At 57.4% G+C, this 18,909-nt stretch carries 8 protein-coding genes, 2 tRNA genes, 3 rRNA genes and 1 pseudogene (1 of these 14 only partly in view); 9 read left to right on the plus strand and 5 right to left on the minus strand.

Going from position 1 to position 18,909, the window contains the following annotated elements; genetic code table 11:
- From FFH21_RS03430 to FFH21_RS03470, 9 genes are all read left to right on the plus strand, one after another.
- A 16S ribosomal RNA gene (locus FFH21_RS03430) occupies positions 1-364 on the plus strand; it begins 1,175 nt to the left of the window's first position.
- A gap of 123 nt (positions 365-487) precedes the next feature.
- Positions 488-564 (plus strand) — tRNA-Ile (locus FFH21_RS03435).
- Between the two features lie 30 nt (positions 565-594).
- Positions 595-670 (plus strand) — tRNA-Ala (locus tag FFH21_RS03440).
- Positions 671-909: 239 nt separating this feature from the next.
- Positions 910-3,802: ribosomal RNA gene (locus tag FFH21_RS03445) — 23S ribosomal RNA — on the plus strand.
- Positions 3,803-3,962: 160 nt separating this feature from the next.
- Positions 3,963-4,078, plus strand: a 5S ribosomal RNA gene (gene rrf / locus FFH21_RS03450).
- Together the 16S, 23S and 5S rRNA genes with 2 tRNA genes alongside form the textbook arrangement of a ribosomal RNA operon.
- 194 nt (positions 4,079-4,272) lie before the next feature.
- On the plus strand, positions 4,273-7,749 hold the full coding sequence (gene recC / locus FFH21_RS03455; protein ID WP_011167631.1) for an exodeoxyribonuclease V subunit gamma: 3,477 nt from the start codon (positions 4,273-4,275) through the stop codon (positions 7,747-7,749).
- Entirely contained in the window at positions 7,746-11,438 is a 3,693-nt protein-coding gene (recB, locus tag FFH21_RS03460) for an exodeoxyribonuclease V subunit beta (RefSeq protein ID WP_011167632.1), read from the plus strand. Before recC ends, recB begins: the two co-directional genes overlap by 4 nt.
- Positions 11,435-13,528: an exodeoxyribonuclease V subunit alpha gene (recD, locus tag FFH21_RS03465; protein WP_011167633.1), complete on the plus strand. Its 2,094-nt coding sequence runs from the start codon at positions 11,435-11,437 to the stop codon at positions 13,526-13,528. Before recB ends, recD begins: the two co-directional genes overlap by 4 nt.
- Before the next feature lie 120 nt (positions 13,529-13,648).
- Positions 13,649-14,053 carry an NUDIX domain-containing protein gene (locus FFH21_RS03470; RefSeq protein WP_011167634.1) on the plus strand — a complete coding sequence of 135 codons (405 nt, stop codon included), beginning with the start codon at positions 13,649-13,651 and terminating at the stop codon, positions 14,051-14,053.
- A gap of 96 nt (positions 14,054-14,149) precedes the next feature.
- Here FFH21_RS03470 and FFH21_RS03475 read toward each other — a convergent pair whose 3' ends face one another.
- The 5 genes and pseudogenes from FFH21_RS03475 to FFH21_RS03500 all read right to left on the minus strand — a co-directional run.
- Positions 14,150-14,569 (minus strand): hypothetical protein, encoded by a 420-nt coding sequence (locus tag FFH21_RS03475; RefSeq protein WP_038820019.1) that lies wholly within the window; start codon positions 14,567-14,569, stop codon positions 14,150-14,152.
- 148 nt (positions 14,570-14,717) lie between these two features.
- Positions 14,718-15,146 carry a hypothetical protein gene (locus FFH21_RS03480; RefSeq protein WP_038820017.1) on the minus strand — a complete coding sequence of 143 codons (429 nt, stop codon included), beginning with the start codon at positions 15,144-15,146 and terminating at the stop codon, positions 14,718-14,720.
- Positions 15,121-16,290, minus strand: coding sequence for a polymorphic toxin type 44 domain-containing protein (locus FFH21_RS03485; protein ID WP_011167635.1), 1,170 nt, complete (start codon positions 16,288-16,290; stop codon positions 15,121-15,123). Before FFH21_RS03485 ends, FFH21_RS03480 begins: the two co-directional genes overlap by 26 nt.
- Positions 16,291-16,522: 232 nt before the next feature.
- Positions 16,523-17,782, minus strand: coding sequence for an IS256-like element ISPsy17 family transposase (locus FFH21_RS03495; RefSeq protein ID WP_004666928.1), 1,260 nt, complete (start codon positions 17,780-17,782; stop codon positions 16,523-16,525).
- A 159-nt stretch (positions 17,783-17,941) separates the two neighbouring features.
- A pseudogene (locus FFH21_RS03500) lies at positions 17,942-18,859 on the minus strand (LysR family transcriptional regulator); the annotation flags it as partial.
- Positions 18,860-18,909: the final 50 nt, after the last annotated feature.

The raw sequence follows: 18,909 nt of genomic DNA on the forward strand, positions 1-18,909 counted from the left end.
AAGGTGGGGATGACGTCAAGTCATCATGGCCCTTACGGCCTGGGCTACACACGTGCTACAATGGTCGGTACAGAGGGTTGCCAAGCCGCGAGGTGGAGCTAATCTCACAAAACCGATCGTAGTCCGGATCGCAGTCTGCAACTCGACTGCGTGAAGTCGGAATCGCTAGTAATCGCGAATCAGAATGTCGCGGTGAATACGTTCCCGGGCCTTGTACACACCGCCCGTCACACCATGGGAGTGGGTTGCACCAGAAGTAGCTAGTCTAACCTTCGGGGGGACGGTTACCACGGTGTGATTCATGACTGGGGTGAAGTCGTAACAAGGTAGCCGTAGGGGAACCTGCGGCTGGATCACCTCCTTAATCGACGACTCAGCTGCACCATAAGCACCCACACGAATTGCTTGATTCATTGAAGAAGACGATTAGAAGCAGCTTTAAGCTCCAAGCTGATAGCTCAACGCTAGCGGCTACAAGCTCGAAATTGGGTCTGTAGCTCAGTTGGTTAGAGCGCACCCCTGATAAGGGTGAGGTCGGCAGTTCGAATCTGCCCAGACCCACCAATTTTGTGTGGGAAACGCCTGTAGAAATACGGGGCCATAGCTCAGCTGGGAGAGCGCCTGCCTTGCACGCAGGAGGTCAGCGGTTCGATCCCGCTTGGCTCCACCACTTACTGCTTCTGTTTGAAAGCTTAGAAATGAGCATTCCATTGATCCTGATGATCAGTGCATGAATGTTGATTTCTAGTCTTTGATTAGATCGTTCTTTAAAAATTTGGGTATGTGATAGAAAGAAATAGACCGGGCACCTCTTTCACTGGTGCGTGTCCGGGCTAAGGTAAAGTTTGTGAATGCAAACTTTCGGCGAATGTCGTCTTCACAGTATAACCAGATTGCTTGGGGTTATATGGTCAAGTGAAGAAGCGCATACGGTGGATGCCTTGGCAGTCAGAGGCGATGAAAGACGTGGTAGCCTGCGAAAAGCTTCGGGGAGTCGGCAAACAGACTGTGATCCGGAGATGTCTGAATGGGGGAACCCAGCCATCATAAGATGGTTATCTTGTACTGAATACATAGGTGCAAGAGGCGAACCAGGGGAACTGAAACATCTAAGTACCCTGAGGAAAAGAAATCAACCGAGATTCCCTTAGTAGTGGCGAGCGAACGGGGACCAGCCCTTAAGTTGTATTGAGATTAGCGGAACGTTCTGGAAAGGACGGCCATAGTGGGTGATAGCCCTGTACGCGAAAATCCCTTTGCAATGAAATCGAGTAGGACGGGGCACGAGAAACCTTGTCTGAATATGGGGGGACCATCCTCCAAGGCTAAATACTACTGACTGACCGATAGTGAACCAGTACCGTGAGGGAAAGGCGAAAAGAACCGCGGAGAGCGGAGTGAAATAGATCCTGAAACCGTATGCGTACAAGCAGTGGGAGCCCACTTTGTTGGGTGACTGCGTACCTTTTGTATAATGGGTCAGCGACTTATTTTCAGTGGCGAGCTTAACCGAATAGGGGAGGCGTAGCGAAAGCGAGTCTTAATAGGGCGTCTAGTCGCTGGGAATAGACCCGAAACCGGGCGATCTATCCATGGGCAGGTTGAAGGTTGGGTAACACTAACTGGAGGACCGAACCGACTACCGTTGAAAAGTTAGCGGATGACCTGTGGATCGGAGTGAAAGGCTAATCAAGCTCGGAGATAGCTGGTTCTCCTCGAAAGCTATTTAGGTAGCGCCTCATGTATCACTGTAGGGGGTAGAGCACTGTTTCGGCTAGGGGGTCATCCCGACTTACCAAACCGATGCAAACTCCGAATACCTACAAGTGCCGAGCATGGGAGACACACGGCGGGTGCTAACGTCCGTCGTGAAAAGGGAAACAACCCAGACCGTCAGCTAAGGTCCCAAAGTCATGGTTAAGTGGGAAACGATGTGGGAAGGCTTAGACAGCTAGGAGGTTGGCTTAGAAGCAGCCACCCTTTAAAGAAAGCGTAATAGCTCACTAGTCGAGTCGGCCTGCGCGGAAGATGTAACGGGGCTCAAACCATGCACCGAAGCTACGGGTATCATCTTTTGATGATGCGGTAGAGGAGCGTTCTGTAAGCCTGTGAAGGTGAGTTGAGAAGCTTGCTGGAGGTATCAGAAGTGCGAATGCTGACATGAGTAACGACAATGGGTGTGAAAAACACCCACGCCGAAAGACCAAGGTTTCCTGCGCAACGTTAATCGACGCAGGGTTAGTCGGCCCCTAAGGCGAGGCTGAAAAGCGTAGTCGATGGAAAACAGGTTAATATTCCTGTACTTCTGGTTATTGCGATGGAGGGACGGAGAAGGCTAGGCCAGCCTGGCGTTGGTTGTCCAGGTTTAAGGTGGTAGGCTGAGATCTTAGGTAAATCCGGGATTTCAAGGCCGAGAGCTGATGACGAGTGTTCTTTAGAACACGAAGTGGTTGATGCCATGCTTCCAAGAAAAGCTTCTAAGCTTCAGGTAACCAGGAACCGTACCCCAAACCGACACAGGTGGTTGGGTAGAGAATACCAAGGCGCTTGAGAGAACTCGGGTGAAGGAACTAGGCAAAATGGCACCGTAACTTCGGGAGAAGGTGCGCCGGTGAGGGTGAAGCATTTACTGCGTAAGCCCACGCCGGTCGAAGATACCAGGCCGCTGCGACTGTTTATTAAAAACACAGCACTCTGCAAACACGAAAGTGGACGTATAGGGTGTGACGCCTGCCCGGTGCCGGAAGGTTAATTGATGGGGTTAGCGCAAGCGAAGCTCTTGATCGAAGCCCCGGTAAACGGCGGCCGTAACTATAACGGTCCTAAGGTAGCGAAATTCCTTGTCGGGTAAGTTCCGACCTGCACGAATGGCGTAACGATGGCGGCGCTGTCTCCACCCGAGACTCAGTGAAATTGAAATCGCTGTGAAGATGCAGTGTATCCGCGGCTAGACGGAAAGACCCCGTGAACCTTTACTATAGCTTTGCACTGGACTTTGAATTTGCTTGTGTAGGATAGGTGGGAGGCTTTGAAGCGTGGACGCCAGTCTGCGTGGAGCCAACCTTGAAATACCACCCTGGCAACTTTGAGGTTCTAACTCAGGTCCGTTATCCGGATCGAGGACAGTGTATGGTGGGTAGTTTGACTGGGGCGGTCTCCTCCTAAAGAGTAACGGAGGAGTACGAAGGTGCGCTCAGACCGGTCGGAAATCGGTCGTAGAGTATAAAGGCAAAAGCGCGCTTGACTGCGAGACAGACACGTCGAGCAGGTACGAAAGTAGGTCTTAGTGATCCGGTGGTTCTGTATGGAAGGGCCATCGCTCAACGGATAAAAGGTACTCCGGGGATAACAGGCTGATACCGCCCAAGAGTTCATATCGACGGCGGTGTTTGGCACCTCGATGTCGGCTCATCACATCCTGGGGCTGAAGCCGGTCCCAAGGGTATGGCTGTTCGCCATTTAAAGTGGTACGCGAGCTGGGTTTAGAACGTCGTGAGACAGTTCGGTCCCTATCTGCCGTGGACGTTTGAGATTTGAGAGGGGCTGCTCCTAGTACGAGAGGACCGGAGTGGACGAACCTCTGGTGTTCCGGTTGTCACGCCAGTGGCATTGCCGGGTAGCTATGTTCGGAAAAGATAACCGCTGAAAGCATCTAAGCGGGAAACTTGCCTCAAGATGAGATCTCACTGGAACCTTGAGTTCCCTAAAGGGCCGTCGAAGACTACGACGTTGATAGGTTGGGTGTGTAAGCGCTGTGAGGCGTTGAGCTAACCAATACTAATTGCCCGTGAGGCTTGACCATATAACACCCAAGCAATTTGAGTGGACTTCCTGACAGGAGCATCAGATTGCGGTGACTGTGAAGACGACACGAACCGAAAGTTTGCGTCACAAACGCACCGAGCTATCACATACCCGATTTGCTGAAGCGCGCCGCATGGCACGATTCGGTACCCGAATTTCTTGACGACCATAGAACATTGGAACCACCTGATCCCATCCCGAACTCAGCAGTGAAACGATGTATCGCCGATGGTAGTGTGGGGTTTCCCCATGTGAGAGTAGGTCATCGTCAAGATTAAATTCCAGAAACCCTCATCGCTTACGCGTTGAGGGTTTTTGTTTGTCTGGGGTTCCACAAACCTCTGCATTCTCCTGAACTCATAACCCCACCTCTCCGGCAGTCATTCAGACCAACATGCTTATGGCAATCCAGCGCGCTTGCCCTTATGGTTCGGCATCAGGTTCTACGCACCGGTCAAGGAAGCAAGCATGTCCGTTACAACCTCTCTGAGTGCAGGTTTCATGGTGGTTCAAGGCAACCGCCCGGATGAGCTGCGCAGCCTGGTTGTGTCGTGGATGCGACGTTATCCATTGGCCCCCCTGGAAAACGAGATTGCGCTGGTCCAGAGCAACGGCATTGCGCAGTGGTTGAAACTGGCGTTGGCCGAGGACGCTCAGGATGAAGATAGCGGTGGCTGTGGCATTGCCGCAGCCATAGACGTCCAATTGCCCGGTAGCTTCATGTGGACGCTGTACCGCATGGTTCTCGGAAGCGATGAAATACCGTCGACTTCCTTGCTCGACAAGACCCCGCTGACCTGGCGCTTGATGCGCTTGCTCCCTGAACTCATCAATCAGCCACACTTCGAGCCCCTGCAGCGTTTCCTGACCGACGACACTGATCTACGCAAGCGCTATCAATTGTCCGAGCGCCTGTCAGATCTGTTCGACCAATATCAGGTTTACCGCGCCGACTGGCTGGAGGACTGGGCCGCTGGCCGCCATCAATTGCGCGACGGCCGAGGTCAGGCCAGACCGCTGTCAGCCGCCAATTGCTGGCAAGCCGAACTGTGGCGCGCGCTGCTGGATGATGTCGGTGCCGAAGGTATGTCGCAGAGTCGAGCGGGTGTGCATCAGCGCTTCATCGAGCGCATCGGCAACATGACCGAAGCGCCCCCGGGTTTGCCGGCACGCGTCATCGTTTTTGGCATTTCCTCGTTGCCCGCACAAGCGCTCGAGGCATTGGCGGGTCTGGCGAAGTTCAGCCAGGTTCTGCTCTGCGTTCACAACCCGTGCCGCCATCACTGGACTGATATCGTTGCCGACAAAGACCTGCTGCGTCACCAGTACAAACGCCAAGTGCGCAAGACCGGAATGCCGATGGTCCTCGACCCGCAAGCGCTGCATCAGCATGCTCATCCGCTGCTCGCTGCCTGGGGCAAGCAGGGGCGCGATTACATCAATTTGCTGGACAGCCATGATGATCCGCGCAGCTACCGCTCTTCGTTCAAGGACGAGCGGATTGATCTGTTCAGTGAAGTCGAGCCCACCAATCTGCTGAACCAGTTGCAGGACGATATTCTCGAGCTGCGCCCGCTGGATGAAACCCGTGAGCTCTGGCCGGCAGTCGATCCGCTGGAAGATCGCTCGGTCCGTTTCCATGTTGCGCACAGTGCGCAGCGCGAAGTGGAAGTGCTGCATGACCAGCTATTGGCACGGTTCAGCAAAGACCCGGGCCTGCGCCCGCGTGACGTGATTGTCATGGTCCCGGATATCGACAGCTACGCCCCACACATACGAGCAGTATTCGGGCAAATCGAACGCGAAGATCGTCGCTTCATTCCCTTTACGCTGGCCGACCAGGGGCAACGTGGCCGCGAACCCTTGCTGATTGCCGTTGAACACCTCCTCAAACTCCCGGACAGCCGCTTCCCGGTCAGCGAAATCCTTGACCTGCTCGACGTTCCCGCCTTGCGCGCGCGCTTCAGGATTCAGGAGCGCGATCTGCCAACGCTGCACCGCTGGATAGAAGGCGCCGGCATTCGCTGGGGCCTCAACGCACAGCAGCGTGCCGGTCTGGGGTTGCCGGATGCGCTGGAGCAGAACAGCTGGCATTTTGGTCTGCGGCGCATGCTGCTGGGTTACGCCGTGGGTGCAGGTGACGCTTACGACGGCATTGAGCCTTACGATGAGATTGGCGGGCTTGATGCCGCATTGATCGGCCCACTGGTAGCGCTGATTGACGCGCTTCAGGTGGCCCATACGGAATTATCGACACCCGCAACTCCGTACGCGTGGGGAACGCGCCTGCAATCGCTGTTGCAGTTGTTCTTCCTCGCCGACAGCGAACACGACGATTACCTGCTCGCTCAGCTTGAAACACTGCGCGAAAACTGGCTGGAAACCTGTGAAGCTGTAAGGCTGACCGATGAGCTGCCGTTGACCGTTGTGCGTGAGGCCTGGCTGGCCGGGCTTGATCAGGGGCGTCTATCCCAACGCTTTCTGGCGGGCTCGGTCAACTTCTGCACCCTGATGCCCATGCGCGCCATTCCATTCAAAGTGGTCTGCCTGCTGGGCATGAACGACGGCGATTACCCGCGCGCGCAACCGCCGCTGGATTTCGACCTGATGGGCAGCGACTACCGTCCCGGCGACCGTTCGCGGCGTGAAGACGATCGCTACCTGTTGCTGGAGGCGCTGCTCTCGGCCAGAGACCAGCTCTATATCAGCTGGGTTGGCCACAGCATTCGGGACAACAGCGAGCGTCCTGCATCGGTGTTGATTGGCCAATTGCGCGATCACCTGGCCCGTGGCTGGAAACTGACTGGCGAGACCGAACCGGACGGCAAGCAGGATGATGGCGAGCGTTTGCTGAACGCGCTGACTGTGGATCACCCGCTGCAGCCTTTCAGTGCCAGTTACTTCCATGCAGGCACGGGGTATTTCAGCTTCGCCCGCGAGTGGCGCCTGCTGCATGAAACCGACCTTCAGGTGCCCGTACCTCAAGCGCTTCCCCCCCATGAGCAGGAAGAACCCCTGTCCATTGCACAGTTACAGGACTTCCTGAGAAACCCGGTGAAGCATTTCTTCAGCCAGCGCCTGAAGATCTATTTCGAAGTCGCCGAAGCGCCGCTCGCCGATGAGGAACCGTTCGTGCTGGACGCGCTTGAGCGTTACGGCCTCAGTGAAAGCCTGCTCAGCGCAGCGATGGCTTCCCCTGACGATATGGATGTCGCCCTGAAAGCCCAGGCACTGAAACTGCAAGCCAGTGGCCTGCTGCCGCTCGCGGGGTTCGGCACCTTGATGCAGAGCGAGCTGATCGAGCCGTTGCCAGACGTCCTCAAGCGTTACCACGACCTGTTGACCCTCTGGCCCGAAACGTTGAGCAGCGCATTACCGATCAGTTTCAGCCATGGCAGTGTGAGTATCGATGGCTGGCTTGGCGGGCTGCACCGTAACGCTCGTGGTGAGCTGTTGCTGGTCACGGCGATTCCCAACAGCATCGGCTCGAAAAAGACTCGCAAATGGCACCGGCTGATTCGGCCGTGGGTCAATCACCTGGTTGCCTGCGCCTGCGAGCTGCCGTTGCACACGGCACTGGTGGCCAGTGACGAAACCCTCATGCTCGAACCGTTGGACAAGGACGCGGCCATTACCACGCTGAATCATTTGCTTATGGCTTGGCTACGCGGCATGCAAGAGCCTTTACCAGTCGCCGTCAAAACCGCATTTGCCTGGCTGGGCCAGCCCGCCGACAAAGCCGAAGCAGCAGCCCGCAAGGCCTACGAGGGTGACGGGCAGACCACTGATGGTGAGCGCCGCGAAAGCACCGCGCTGGCCCGACAGTTTCCGGACTTTGACGCGCTGGTCGACAGTGAAGAGTTTGCAGGCTGGTGCGAGACGCTCTACAAACCGGTTTACGATGCGCCCTGGCAGTCGTTGTCTGGCGGGGAGGGTGGCGCATGAACAAACAATCCCTTCCTCTGGCGCTGCGCTTTCCACTACGCGGCAGTCAACTGATCGAGGCCAGCGCCGGGACCGGCAAGACCTTCACCATCTCCGCCCTGTACTTGCGCCTGGTGCTTGGGCACGGCACCGAACACTCAGGCTTTGGTCGTGAATTGCTGCCGCCGCAGATCCTCGTGGTGACCTTTACCGACGCCGCTACCAAGGAGCTGCGTGACAGGATTCGTACCCGATTGGCGGAAGCTGCGCGGTTCTTTCGTGACGAGATTGCCGCACCTGACGGTTTGATTGCCGAGCTGCGCGAGCAGTTCGAGGCCGAGCAGTGGCCGGCCTGTGCCAGCCGTCTGGACATCGCCGCACAGTGGATGGACGAAGCCGCCGTCTCGACGATCCACAGCTGGTGCCAGCGCATGTTGCGCGAGCACGCATTCGACAGCGGCAGCCTGTTCACCCAGACCCTGGAAACCGACCACAGCGATTTGCTCGGTGAAGTGCTGCGCGACTACTGGCGCCGCTTCTGCTACCCCATGAGCGGCGACGCGTTGACCTGGGTGCGGGAAAATCTGAGCGGTCCGGCGGCGTTGTTGCCGCGTGTGCGAGGTTTGTTTGGTCGTGGTCGCAGCCCGCTCACTCAAGAGCCCGCCGAACTGATCGAGGCGTCATTGCAGGAGCGCCGAGCAGCGCTCGCTGCCCTGAAAGGGCCTTGGGCCGCCTGGGCTGAAGAGCTGTATGTGCTCTGTCAGGACGCCGTAGCCCGCAAAGTGGTCGATGGCCGCAAGATGCAGGAGCGCTACTTCAAGCCCTGGTTTGAAAAGCTTGCCGCATGGGCCGCTGACGACACACAGGAAGCGTTGGATCTGGGTACCGGTTTCACGCGCCTGACCCCGGAGGGTGTTGCCGAGGCCTGGAAAAGTGATCCGCCTTCACTCCCCGCTTTCGAGGCCATGGCACAGCTGAAAGCTGCGCTGGACAGCCTGCCCAAGCCGGATGCCGCGGTGTTGCAGCATGCGGCGCAGTGGGTAAGCGCCCGCTTTGAAGAAGAGAAGCGGCGCCGTGCCGAGATGGGGTTTGACGACATGCTGCTTAGGCTCGATGCCGCCCTGCACAGCGCTGGCGGCGAACGTCTGGCCACCCTGATTCGTGAGCAGTTTCCGGTAGCGTTGATCGATGAGTTTCAGGACACCGACCCGGTGCAGTACCGGATCTTCGACAGCATCTATCGCCTTGAGGGTAACGACGAGCAGACCGGGCTGTTCCTGATCGGCGACCCGAAGCAGGCGATCTATGCGTTTCGCGGTGCCGATATCTATACGTACCTGCGCGCCCGGCAGGCCACCGATGGCCGTTGGCACACGCTGGACACCAACTACCGCTCCAGCCATGCAATGGTCGCGTCGGTCAACCATGTCTTCAGGCGCGCAGAACAACGTACACAAGGTCGCGGAGCGTTCCTGTTTCGTAATGATCAAAGCAATCAGGTGCCGTTCTCCGATGCGCTGGCCCAGGGGCGCAAAGAGACCCTGGAAGTCGACGGCGCGCCACTGACTGCACTCACGGTCTGGCATCTTGAAAGCGAACAGCCGGTGTCCGGGGTTATTTATCGCCAACAGTTGGCGGCCAGTTGCGCCAGCGAGATCGTGCGCCTGCTCAACGCCGGTCAGCAGGGCCGTGCCGGTTTCGCCATGCTTGATAAACCGCTGCGCGGGCTGCGTCCGGCCGACATTGCGATTCTGGTCCGCGACGGCAAGGAAGCGCAGGCGGTGCGTCAGCAACTCAGTGCGCGTGGCGTGCGCAGCGTTTATCTGTCGGACAAGGACTCAGTGTTCGCCGCTCAGGAAGCCCACGACCTGTTGTCCTGGCTCAAAGCCTGTGCCGAACCCGATTCCGAACGTACGCTGCGTGCCGCGTTGGCTTGTATCACGCTGGACCTGCCGCTGGCCGAGCTGGAGCGTCTGAATCAGGACGAACTGGCGTGGGAACGGCGCGTCATGCAGTTCCGTGGCTATCGTGCCGTGTGGCGCAGCCAGGGCGTCCTGCCAATGCTGCGCCGCCTGCTACACGACTTTGCCCTGCCGCAGACATTAATGACGCGCACCGACGGTGAGCGAGTACTGACCAACCTGTTGCACTTGTCTGAACTGCTGCAGCAGGCCGCCGCCGAACTTGACGGCGAACAGGCCTTGATTCGGCATCTGGGCGACCACCTGGCACTGTCCGGTCAGGCTGGCGAAGAACAGATTTTGCGTCTGGAAAGCGACGAGCAACTGGTCAAGGTGGTGACCATCCACAAGTCCAAGGGCCTGCAATATCCGCTGGTGTTCCTGCCATTCATTTGCTCCTCGAAACCCGTGGACGGCAGTCGCCTGCCACTGCAGTTTCATGACGCCGACGGCAACTCGCAGATCAGCCTGCAGCCCACCGAAGCGCTGATTCAGCAAGCCGATGACGAACGTCTGGCCGAAGACCTGCGCTTGCTCTACGTGGCGCTGACCCGTTCCGAACACGCTTGCTGGCTGGGCGTTGCCGACCTCAAACGCGGCAATGCCAGCAACTCGATGCTGCACCGTTCGGCGTTGGGTTATTTGCTGGGTGGCGGTGTTGCGCTGGCCGAGTCGGCAGAGCTGAAAGTCTGGCTGCGTGATCTCGCGCAAGGCTGTGATGCGATTGCCTTGCAGCCTGTTCCCGAGCCCACTGACGAACGCTTCAATGCGCCGCGCAACGAAGCCGCGCTGGTCAAACTGCTGGTACCCAAACGTCGCGCTGCCGAGAACTGGTGGATCGCCTCCTACAGCGCCCTGCGTATCGGCGACACCGTAACCACCGGTGCCGATGAATCGCCTGACAGTCCGCAGGCACAGAAGCTGTTCGACGACGAGCGCCTGGACCCTGAAGCGCCGCGTGACATTTTGACCAGCGGCGGCGATATCCACCGCTTTCCGCGTGGCCCCAATCCCGGCACCTTTCTGCATGGACTGCTTGAGTGGGCTGGCAACGAAGGTTTTGCGGTGACCGCTCACGCGCCGGACAAACTGCAGGACGCCGTTGCCCGGCGCTGCAATCGGCGCGATTGGGCGGGCTGGATCAATACCCTGAGCGATTGGCTGCAGCACATGCTGAACATGCCGTTGCGTCTGTCGCCGGATGCCACACCGGTCGCGCTGGGTGAGCTGGACCAGCCCAATCAGTACCGCATAGAGATGGAATTCTGGTTCGCCAGCAACAACGTCAATGTGGCGCAGATGGACGCTCTTGTGCGCCGCTTCACCCACAACAACGCGCCGCGTGCTGCGACCGAAACGGTCTCGCTCAACGGCATGTTCAAAGGCTTTATCGACCTGACGTTCGAACACGAAGGCCGTTATTACGTGGCTGACTACAAGTCCAACTGGCTGGGCACCGACGACACTGCGTACACCGAACTGGCGATGGAAACCGCCATTCTCGACAACCGCTACGACCTGCAATACGTCCTGTACTTGCTGGCGTTGCATCGTCAGCTCAAGGCACGGATGGCCGACTATGATTACGACCAGCACATGGGCGGTGCGCTGTATCTGTTCCTGCGCGGCAGCCGTTCGGTCTCTCAGGGCGCGTATTTCGTCCGTCCACCACGCGAACTGATAGAGAGTCTGGACCTTTTGTTTCAGGGTAAACCGTTAGCGCATGACCTGCCGGGAGCATTGGCATGAGCCGCTCGTTCGACGATCTGTTGCCCACCGCGCTGGACGACATCAGCCTCGCTGAATTGAGTCCGCTGACGCGCGTCGGCGATCTGTTGATCCTGCTGGAGCGCTGGGTCGAGCGCGGCTGGTTGCGTGCGTTGGACAAAGCATTTGTCGCGTTCCTCAGTGACCTCGATCCGCACGCCGATCCACTGGTGCTGGTGGCTGCGGCGTTGACTAGCCATCAGCTCGGCCACGGTCACGTCTGCCTTGACCTGTACGAGACCCTCAAAGAACCGGACTTCGCCCTGTCACTGCCACCCGAGGGCGATCAGCAAGGCGGGACGATGCTGCTGCCCTCACAACTGCTGGCCGCGCTGGACGGTGCCGCGTGGTGCCAGGCGCTGGCGCGCAGCATGCTGGTGGCCGAAGTAGGAGACTCAAGTGCCGAGGCGTTGCAAAAACCATTGGTGCTTGCCGAGCGACGTTTATACCTGCGCCGCTACTGGACCTATGAACGGCGTATCGCCACAGCCTTGCGTCAGCGCCTGGCGCAGAGCGAAGCGCCGCCGGAGGATCTGCCGCAACGCCTGAATGCCCTGTTCGGGCCTGCGGACTCAGCACCTCAAGCCATTATCGACTGGCAGAAACTTGCCTGCGCGCTGGCGACCCGCAAGGGCTTCAGCATCATCACCGGCGGCCCCGGTACCGGCAAGACCACAACCGTGGTGCGCTTGCTGGCGTTATTGCAGGCCCCGGCGGTGCAGAGTGGCCAGCCGTTGCGCATCCGTCTGGCGGCACCTACCGGCAAGGCGGCGGCCCGGCTGACCGAGTCCATCAGCCAGCAAGTGCAGAGCCTGGACGTCAGCGACGACGTACGGCAGAAAATCCCCAGCGAAGTCACCACCGTCCACCGCCTGCTGGGCAGCCGCCCCGGTACCCGGCACTTTCGCCATCACGCAGGCAACTTACTGCCACTGGACGTGCTGGTGGTTGATGAAGCATCCATGATCGACCTGGAAATGATGGCTAATTTGCTCGACGCATTACCGCCGCATGCGCGCATGGTGCTGCTCGGCGACAAGGACCAGTTGGCGTCCGTTGAGGCGGGTGCCGTACTGGGCGATTTGTGTCGCGACGCCGAAGAAGGTTTTTACAGCCCTGAAACTCAGGCCTGGCTTGAAGCTGTCAGCGGCGAAGACCTCAGCAAAGGTGCCTTGCGCCAAGGCGATGCGCAGCACCATCCGTTGGCCCAGCAAGTGGTGATGCTGCGCCACTCGCGTCGTTTTGGCCAAGGCAGCGGTATCGGCCAGTTGGCCCGACTGGTCAACCAGCAGCAGGACCAACAGGCCCGCGCGCTGCTTGCGGCTGGCAGTCACGACGACCTGTTCGCCCTGGCCCTCAAGGGCGAACAGGACCTCAAGTTCGAACGCCTGGTCCTCGACGGTCTTGGCAGGGGCGAGCAAGGTCCGCAGGGTTACCGGCATTACCTGAACGTACTCGCCGCCGAGCGGCCCGCCCACGATTCGGCACTGGACGACGCGTGCTGGACCCGTTGGGCGCGCTCGGTACTCAGCGCCTTCGACGCCTTTCAACTGCTGTGCGCTGTGCGCAAAGGCCCGTGGGGCGTGGAAGGCTTGAACCAGCGCATTACTCATGCGCTGTTCAACGCAAAGCTGATCGAAAGCGAACAGCAATGGTACGAAGGCCGCCCGGTGTTGATGACCCACAACGACTATGGCCTGGGCTTGATGAACGGCGACATTGGCATCACCTTGCGCCTGCCCGAGCGCGACGGCGACGGCAAGCAAGTGCTACGTGTCGCGTTCCCGCGCAACGACGGCAGCGATGGCGTGCGCTTCGTCCTGCCCAGCCGCCTCAATGAGGTAGAAACCGTGTACGCCATGACCGTACACAAATCCCAGGGCTCGGAATTCGCCCACACCGCCCTGATCCTGCCCGAAGCGCTCAACCCGGTACTGACCAAAGAACTCATCTACACCGGCATCACCCGCGCCAAACACTGGTTCAGCCTGATCGAACCCCGCCAGGGCATCTTCGAAGAAGCCCTGCGCCGCAAGGTCAAACGCCTGAGTGGGCTGATGTTGGGGCTTTGAGCATGTCCATGCTGTCCGGTAATCCGTTACCGGGCAGTATAAGTACGAAGTCGAGGGTCATAATCCCCATGCTCTTCAACCGGGTTCAGGGGGCAATTTAAAAGGCCAAGGTGTAACTGCATGACGGTGGATAAAGCGTGTGCTGTGGTTCTGCGAGACCGGGGAGTGCTGGAGATTCTGGCATTTGAGCATCCGTTGGCAGGCCTGCAATTGGTCAAAGGCAGTGTGGAAGCAGGCGAATCAACTTGCGCGACTGCTGTGCGGGAGTTAATGGAGGAGGCCGGGATTCAAGCGACAGCAAAGCGAAACCTGGGTGAGTGGCACTCCACCATAACGGGACATATCTGGGCATTTCATGAATGTGAGGTGGCTCAAGACCTTCCCGATAGCTGGGTGCATTTTGCAGAGGATGATGGAGGACACGATTTCAGATTCTTCTGGCATCCGCTGATGAGTGAGCCGTCTGACAGATGGCACCATATTTTCAAGGATGCCTTGAGCTTTCTCAGGGAGACCGTTACTTGAATCTGGGTATGGGTCAGCTCTTCTTTAGGTGCCGGGAGTGTCTTCTGTGTTTACTCATTGGCTGTGCCGAGTTTGACGTGGCGCGGGTAGCACGCCTCAGGGCTGGAAGGGGTCTGCTCGCCCAGGACACTGTTTCGGACGAGCAATGACCTCAGGCGCCGTTTTCGCCGTGTCGATCCTGCCGATATCATCAAGATAGATGTCTATCGTACTTCCCCATTTAGGCGTGATGTCGATGCACTGCTTGAAACCCTTATCGGTCCACCAATCGAACATCATGAAGAAGTCCCCATCAGGGAATATGTAGCTGAACTCAACGGCTGAGCCGCCGTGCCTGATATCGCCCCTGTGGATTCTGTCCTGAGTGTTCCACACGTATCGAAACTCCTCCTTGCTATTCGGAGAAAAATTGACAGCTACGACCGGCGAGGAAAAATACCAAAAAGCCACAGGAAGGATGCCGAGTAGAAGAAACATCCTGCAGCCATATCGGATCTTGGGTTTATGGACAGGCATGTATTTGGACCCCTTTACCCCATGGCTGGGGCGGTACTGCAAGCATTTCGTCCATGACCATCTTTGCAGTGACGCTTCCTTTAAGATGTCGTCCGCGTTCTGCTTGGGTGCTGTGATGGGGTTACTTTGGTAGTGCTGATAGGGCACTTTAGGACCGAAAAGGGTCAGGTTCCCCTGCACACTGTTTTAAACGAGCGATAACATCATGGTCAGTCGCAGCAGTGTCGATTCGACCTTTATCATCAAGGTAAATTTCTATCATCCGCCCCCATTTCGGTGTTACGTAGAAACACCTCTGAAATCCCGTGTCGGTCCACCAATCGAACCTCATGAAGAAATCTTTATCAGGGAAGATTTGGCCCCACTCGACCGCTGAGCCGCCACCTGCGGGCATGTCACCCTTATAGATTTGATGCTGAGTGTTCCAGATGTATCGAAACTCTTCCTTTCCTTCATGAGAAAAATTTACTGCCACGACTGGAGAAGCTAAGTACCAAAAAGCGATAGGGCCGACCAATAGGCCAACAAGCAGCCAACGGCCATACCCGGTTTTAGTTTTGCTTGCATTTGTGTTCACGGATGCCTTTTCCCCGTGCTCCAGGTGCTACTGCAAGAACTTCCTTCATTACCATTTGTGCCGTAATTCCACCGGTGGGGTTTTGGCTGAACAGCTTGATCCCAATGCTAATCGAAATCCGGTCTGGGGCGTCGTCCCATGCACGGAGTCCATCAATGTCGGCCGAGCGATTAGGCCCCGGAAGTTTTCTTTCCTCTTTCGGTTTCTGTAGGACCTCGACTGCTTTCCTGAGTGTGTCTGAAACGATCTGCTCAGCACCTGCGCCATCCAAAAGGATGCTTTCGGAAAGCCCACCAACTCGCCCGACGTATCCATAGTGAATGTTCGACCAGATGTCATAGAAGTAATCGTAATCGCCCTGTTTGTGGTAGACGACGCCATCGTATTTCGCGGCGAGTGTCGGTTTGTGGTCCCACGGGCGATTCTGACCAACACGTTCTGCCCAGATAGCAAAAGCCTTTGCTTGCATACCGGCCGCCATGCTGTAGAAATCCGGGCCGGGACCAAGGCGCAGGTAAAATGGAAGCGCCTCATACTCCTTCATCTTTGCCGCCGCATCGAAGCTATTGAGGTCTTTCATCTGACGAACTTCTGGACTATTGATGTTGACGTTCATCTCTCCAGCAATATAAGTCGCCAGCTCTTCCATCCTGTCAGGGTGTTTGCAAACAACAGGTTCCGCTTTTGACTCAGGCTCCGCATCTGAGGCCTTACCGCCAGCCTCAGGACCTACCAAAGCGTTCGCCGCCAAGGCTTTCTCCGTGAGCTTCGGATCAGCCAGCAAGGTCGCCATCTTCTCATTGTCCACGGAACCGTCTGGCCGGAAGGCTCCCAGCGCCATGAAGTTGATAATGGCCGCGCCAGCAGCGCCGCCCATGACGAAGCCGCCACCAACATCACTTGAGCTCGTGATGATTGTCCCGCCGTGACTGGTGAGGCTTCCCAAGTGGGCCATGGGGCGGCCATTCACCAGAATGGAAGGAAAGCCTGTAGTGATGACCGCACCACACCCGCAGGTATCACCCACACGTGCCGCACCCCTGCCGTTGATGTTGACGTCACCGGACGCCGAAGCGATAGGTGTTGTACCGTGACCCGGTAATGGGCAGGCGTGCTTGTCGCCCAATCGGGCTGAAGAAATCATTGCATGCCGTCCCTGCGTTTTTGATCCGTAGACAACAACCAGCGTTTAGTTGACGCGTGGGAGGCTACCGGAAGCGCAAAAGGCGGTATGTAGGGGAAATCTTAGTTTTGCGAAGGACCTTGAGAACCTGATCTAAAAGTCGGGGTCACCTCAATGGGAGCGGACCAGCATGGGAGTATCAGTTTTTTTGTGTTCGGGCTGGTTAGGGCCTGCCGTCAGGCAGGCCCTTGTTTTACCAGCTCGGTCTGGTAAATCGGTCTCCGTACAGGATCGCAAATTGATTCATTGCCACTTTCCAGTCGTGTGCCGCATGACCCCAGTTGGCGGTGATGTTGCGCAACCCAAGCCATATCAGTTTCGTCGCAGCCTCATCGGTCGGGAAGTGCCCTCGAGTCTTGATGATCTTGCGTAACTGGGCATTGATGCTCTCGATGGCATTGGTCGTGTAAACCACTTTGCGAATGCCCGCCGGAAAAACAAAAAACGGTATAACCCGATCCCAGGCGCGACGCCATGCAGCAACTACAGTCGGATACTGCTTGCCCCAGGGGCCCGCTTCAAAGGCGTTAAGCTCTTGCTCAGCCACATCGGCATTGATCGCCTGGTAGATCGGCTTGAGTGCTTTGGCCAGTGCCCGACGTTTATCCCAAGCGGCATAGTCCAAGCTGTTGCGGATCAGATGCACGATGCAGGTTTGCAGCGTCGTGGCAGGAAAAACCGCCCCCAACGCCTCCGGTATTCCTTTGAGGCCATCCGTGACGGCGATCAGAACATCTTCAACGCCACGAGTCTTGAGGTCGTTGAACACCTTCATCCAAAACTTGGCACCCTCGGTGCTCTCGATCCATATACCCAGAATGTCGCGCGTGCCATCAGGTAATACCCCCAGCGCCAGATAAATAGCCTTGTTGCACACTAACCCCTCGTCCCGGATTTTGACCCGTAACGCATCGAAGAAGATCACCGGATACATCGGTTCCAAGGGTCGTTGCTGCCAAGCGCCCACCTCTTCCATGACCGCATCGGTGACTGAGCTGATGAAGTCATGGGACACGTCAGTTCCATACTGCTCAGATAGAAAAGCGCGGATCTCACGCACCGTCATGCCCCGGGCGTACATGGCAATTATCTTGTCGTCGAAGCCTGTAAAACGTCGTTCGTGCTTGGGAATCAGGATCGGGGCGAAGCTACCATCGCGGTCTCTGGGGATATCCAGGCGAAGCGGCCCGTCGTCGGTCAGAACCGTCTTGCTGCTTTTGCCATTGCGCTGATTGGTCGACTCCTCAGGGCGCTCCGCGCCCTGAGGATAACCAAGGTGGTGACCCAGCTCGGCGCCTAGCGCACGCTCGATCAGAGCCTTCTTGAACGCCATGGACGCGTCTTGAATGGCTTCGGCGCTCATCGGGCCTTTAACAAACTGCTCGATCAGCTCTTGGGGAATCGAGGGCAACTCCCTCGCTGTTGCATTGGCGGACTTCTTTTTGGTCGGCATACATGCACCTCTAGCTACATGTTATGCCCGAACACAAAATTTCTGACAGTCTCACCAGCATCCGTGTGACAAACCGCCAATTCCGGTCTGCCCCGCTACTAAAGGCCACCTGATCCCTTGAAAATCTGTCACTGAAGGAAGCGGACAGCGCAATTTTCCCCCCAACAAAAAACCCTTATTCAACTCCGTCACTTCCCGAATGTAATCCCACAGCAACGTAATCCGCTTGAGCTTCCTCAAATCCTCGCGGCAATACATCCAGAATTGCCGAGTAATGTTCACTTCTTCTGCCAGTACCGGCAGCAGCCTCGGGTCTTGGGCGGCCAGAAAGCACGGCAGGATCGCCAGTGCGCGGCCTTGTAGCGCGGCGGTGTATTGGGCGATGACGCTGGTGCTGCGCAGCTGTGCCTGGGCGTTGGGCAGCAGGTTGCTCAGGTACAGCAGCTCGGAGCTGAACGCCAGATCGTCGACGTAGCTGATGAAGACGTGTCCGCTCAGGTCGGCTTTTTGCTCGATGGCCGGGTGGCTATCCAGATACGCCTGGGTCGCATACAGGCGCAGGCTGTAGTCGCAGAGTTTGCAACACACGTAGGGGCCGTGTTCCGGGCGCTCCAGGGCGATGACGATGTCTGCCTCGCGTTTCGAGAGGCTGATGAAGTGCGGCAGCGGCAGGATATCCAGCGAAATGCTCGGGTAGCTGTCGAGAAAGTGGCTCAGTTGCGGGGTGATGAAAAAGCTGCCGAATCCTTCAGTGCAGCCCATGCGGATATGCCCGGATAACGCGACGCTGGACCCGGAAACCTGTTCGTAGGCCATGTGCAGCGTGCTTTCGATGGACTCGGCGTAACCCAGCAGGCGCTGACCTTCGGCGGTCATGATGAAGCCGTTGTTGCGCGACTTTTCGAACAGCAATGTGCCGAGCGAGGTTTCCAGCGAGTTGATGCGTCGCGACACGGTGGTGCAGTCAACGGCCAGGCGCCGGGCTGCGCTGCTGACTTTACGGGTGCGTGCCACTTCGAGGAAAAACTTCAGGTCATCCCAGTTCAACAGCCCCAGGGAGGTGATGTTTTTTTGCATGTTGACCCTGCTTTTATCTGCATTCTTGTTAGAAGTTTGCACATCTATAC

Source organism: Pseudomonas sp. KBS0707 (genome assembly GCF_005937945.2).
Taxonomy (GTDB): domain Bacteria; phylum Pseudomonadota; class Gammaproteobacteria; order Pseudomonadales; family Pseudomonadaceae; genus Aquipseudomonas; species Aquipseudomonas amygdali.

Excerpts from the sequence above, each read along its gene's own strand:
- recC (WP_011167631.1), top strand. The coding sequence starts at position 4,273 with ATGTCCGTTACAACCTCTCTGAGTGCAGGTTTCATGGTGGTTCAAGGC.
- recB (WP_011167632.1), top strand. The coding sequence starts at position 7,746 with ATGAACAAACAATCCCTTCCTCTGGCGCTGCGCTTTCCACTACGCGGC.
- recD (WP_011167633.1), top strand. The coding sequence starts at position 11,435 with ATGAGCCGCTCGTTCGACGATCTGTTGCCCACCGCGCTGGACGACATC.
- FFH21_RS03470 (WP_011167634.1), top strand. The coding sequence starts at position 13,649 with ATGACGGTGGATAAAGCGTGTGCTGTGGTTCTGCGAGACCGGGGAGTG.
- FFH21_RS03475 (WP_038820019.1), bottom strand. The coding sequence starts at position 14,569 with ATGCCTGTCCATAAACCCAAGATCCGATATGGCTGCAGGATGTTTCTT.
- FFH21_RS03485 (WP_011167635.1), bottom strand. The coding sequence starts at position 16,290 with ATGATTTCTTCAGCCCGATTGGGCGACAAGCACGCCTGCCCATTACCG.
- FFH21_RS03495 (WP_004666928.1), bottom strand. The coding sequence starts at position 17,782 with ATGCCGACCAAAAAGAAGTCCGCCAATGCAACAGCGAGGGAGTTGCCC.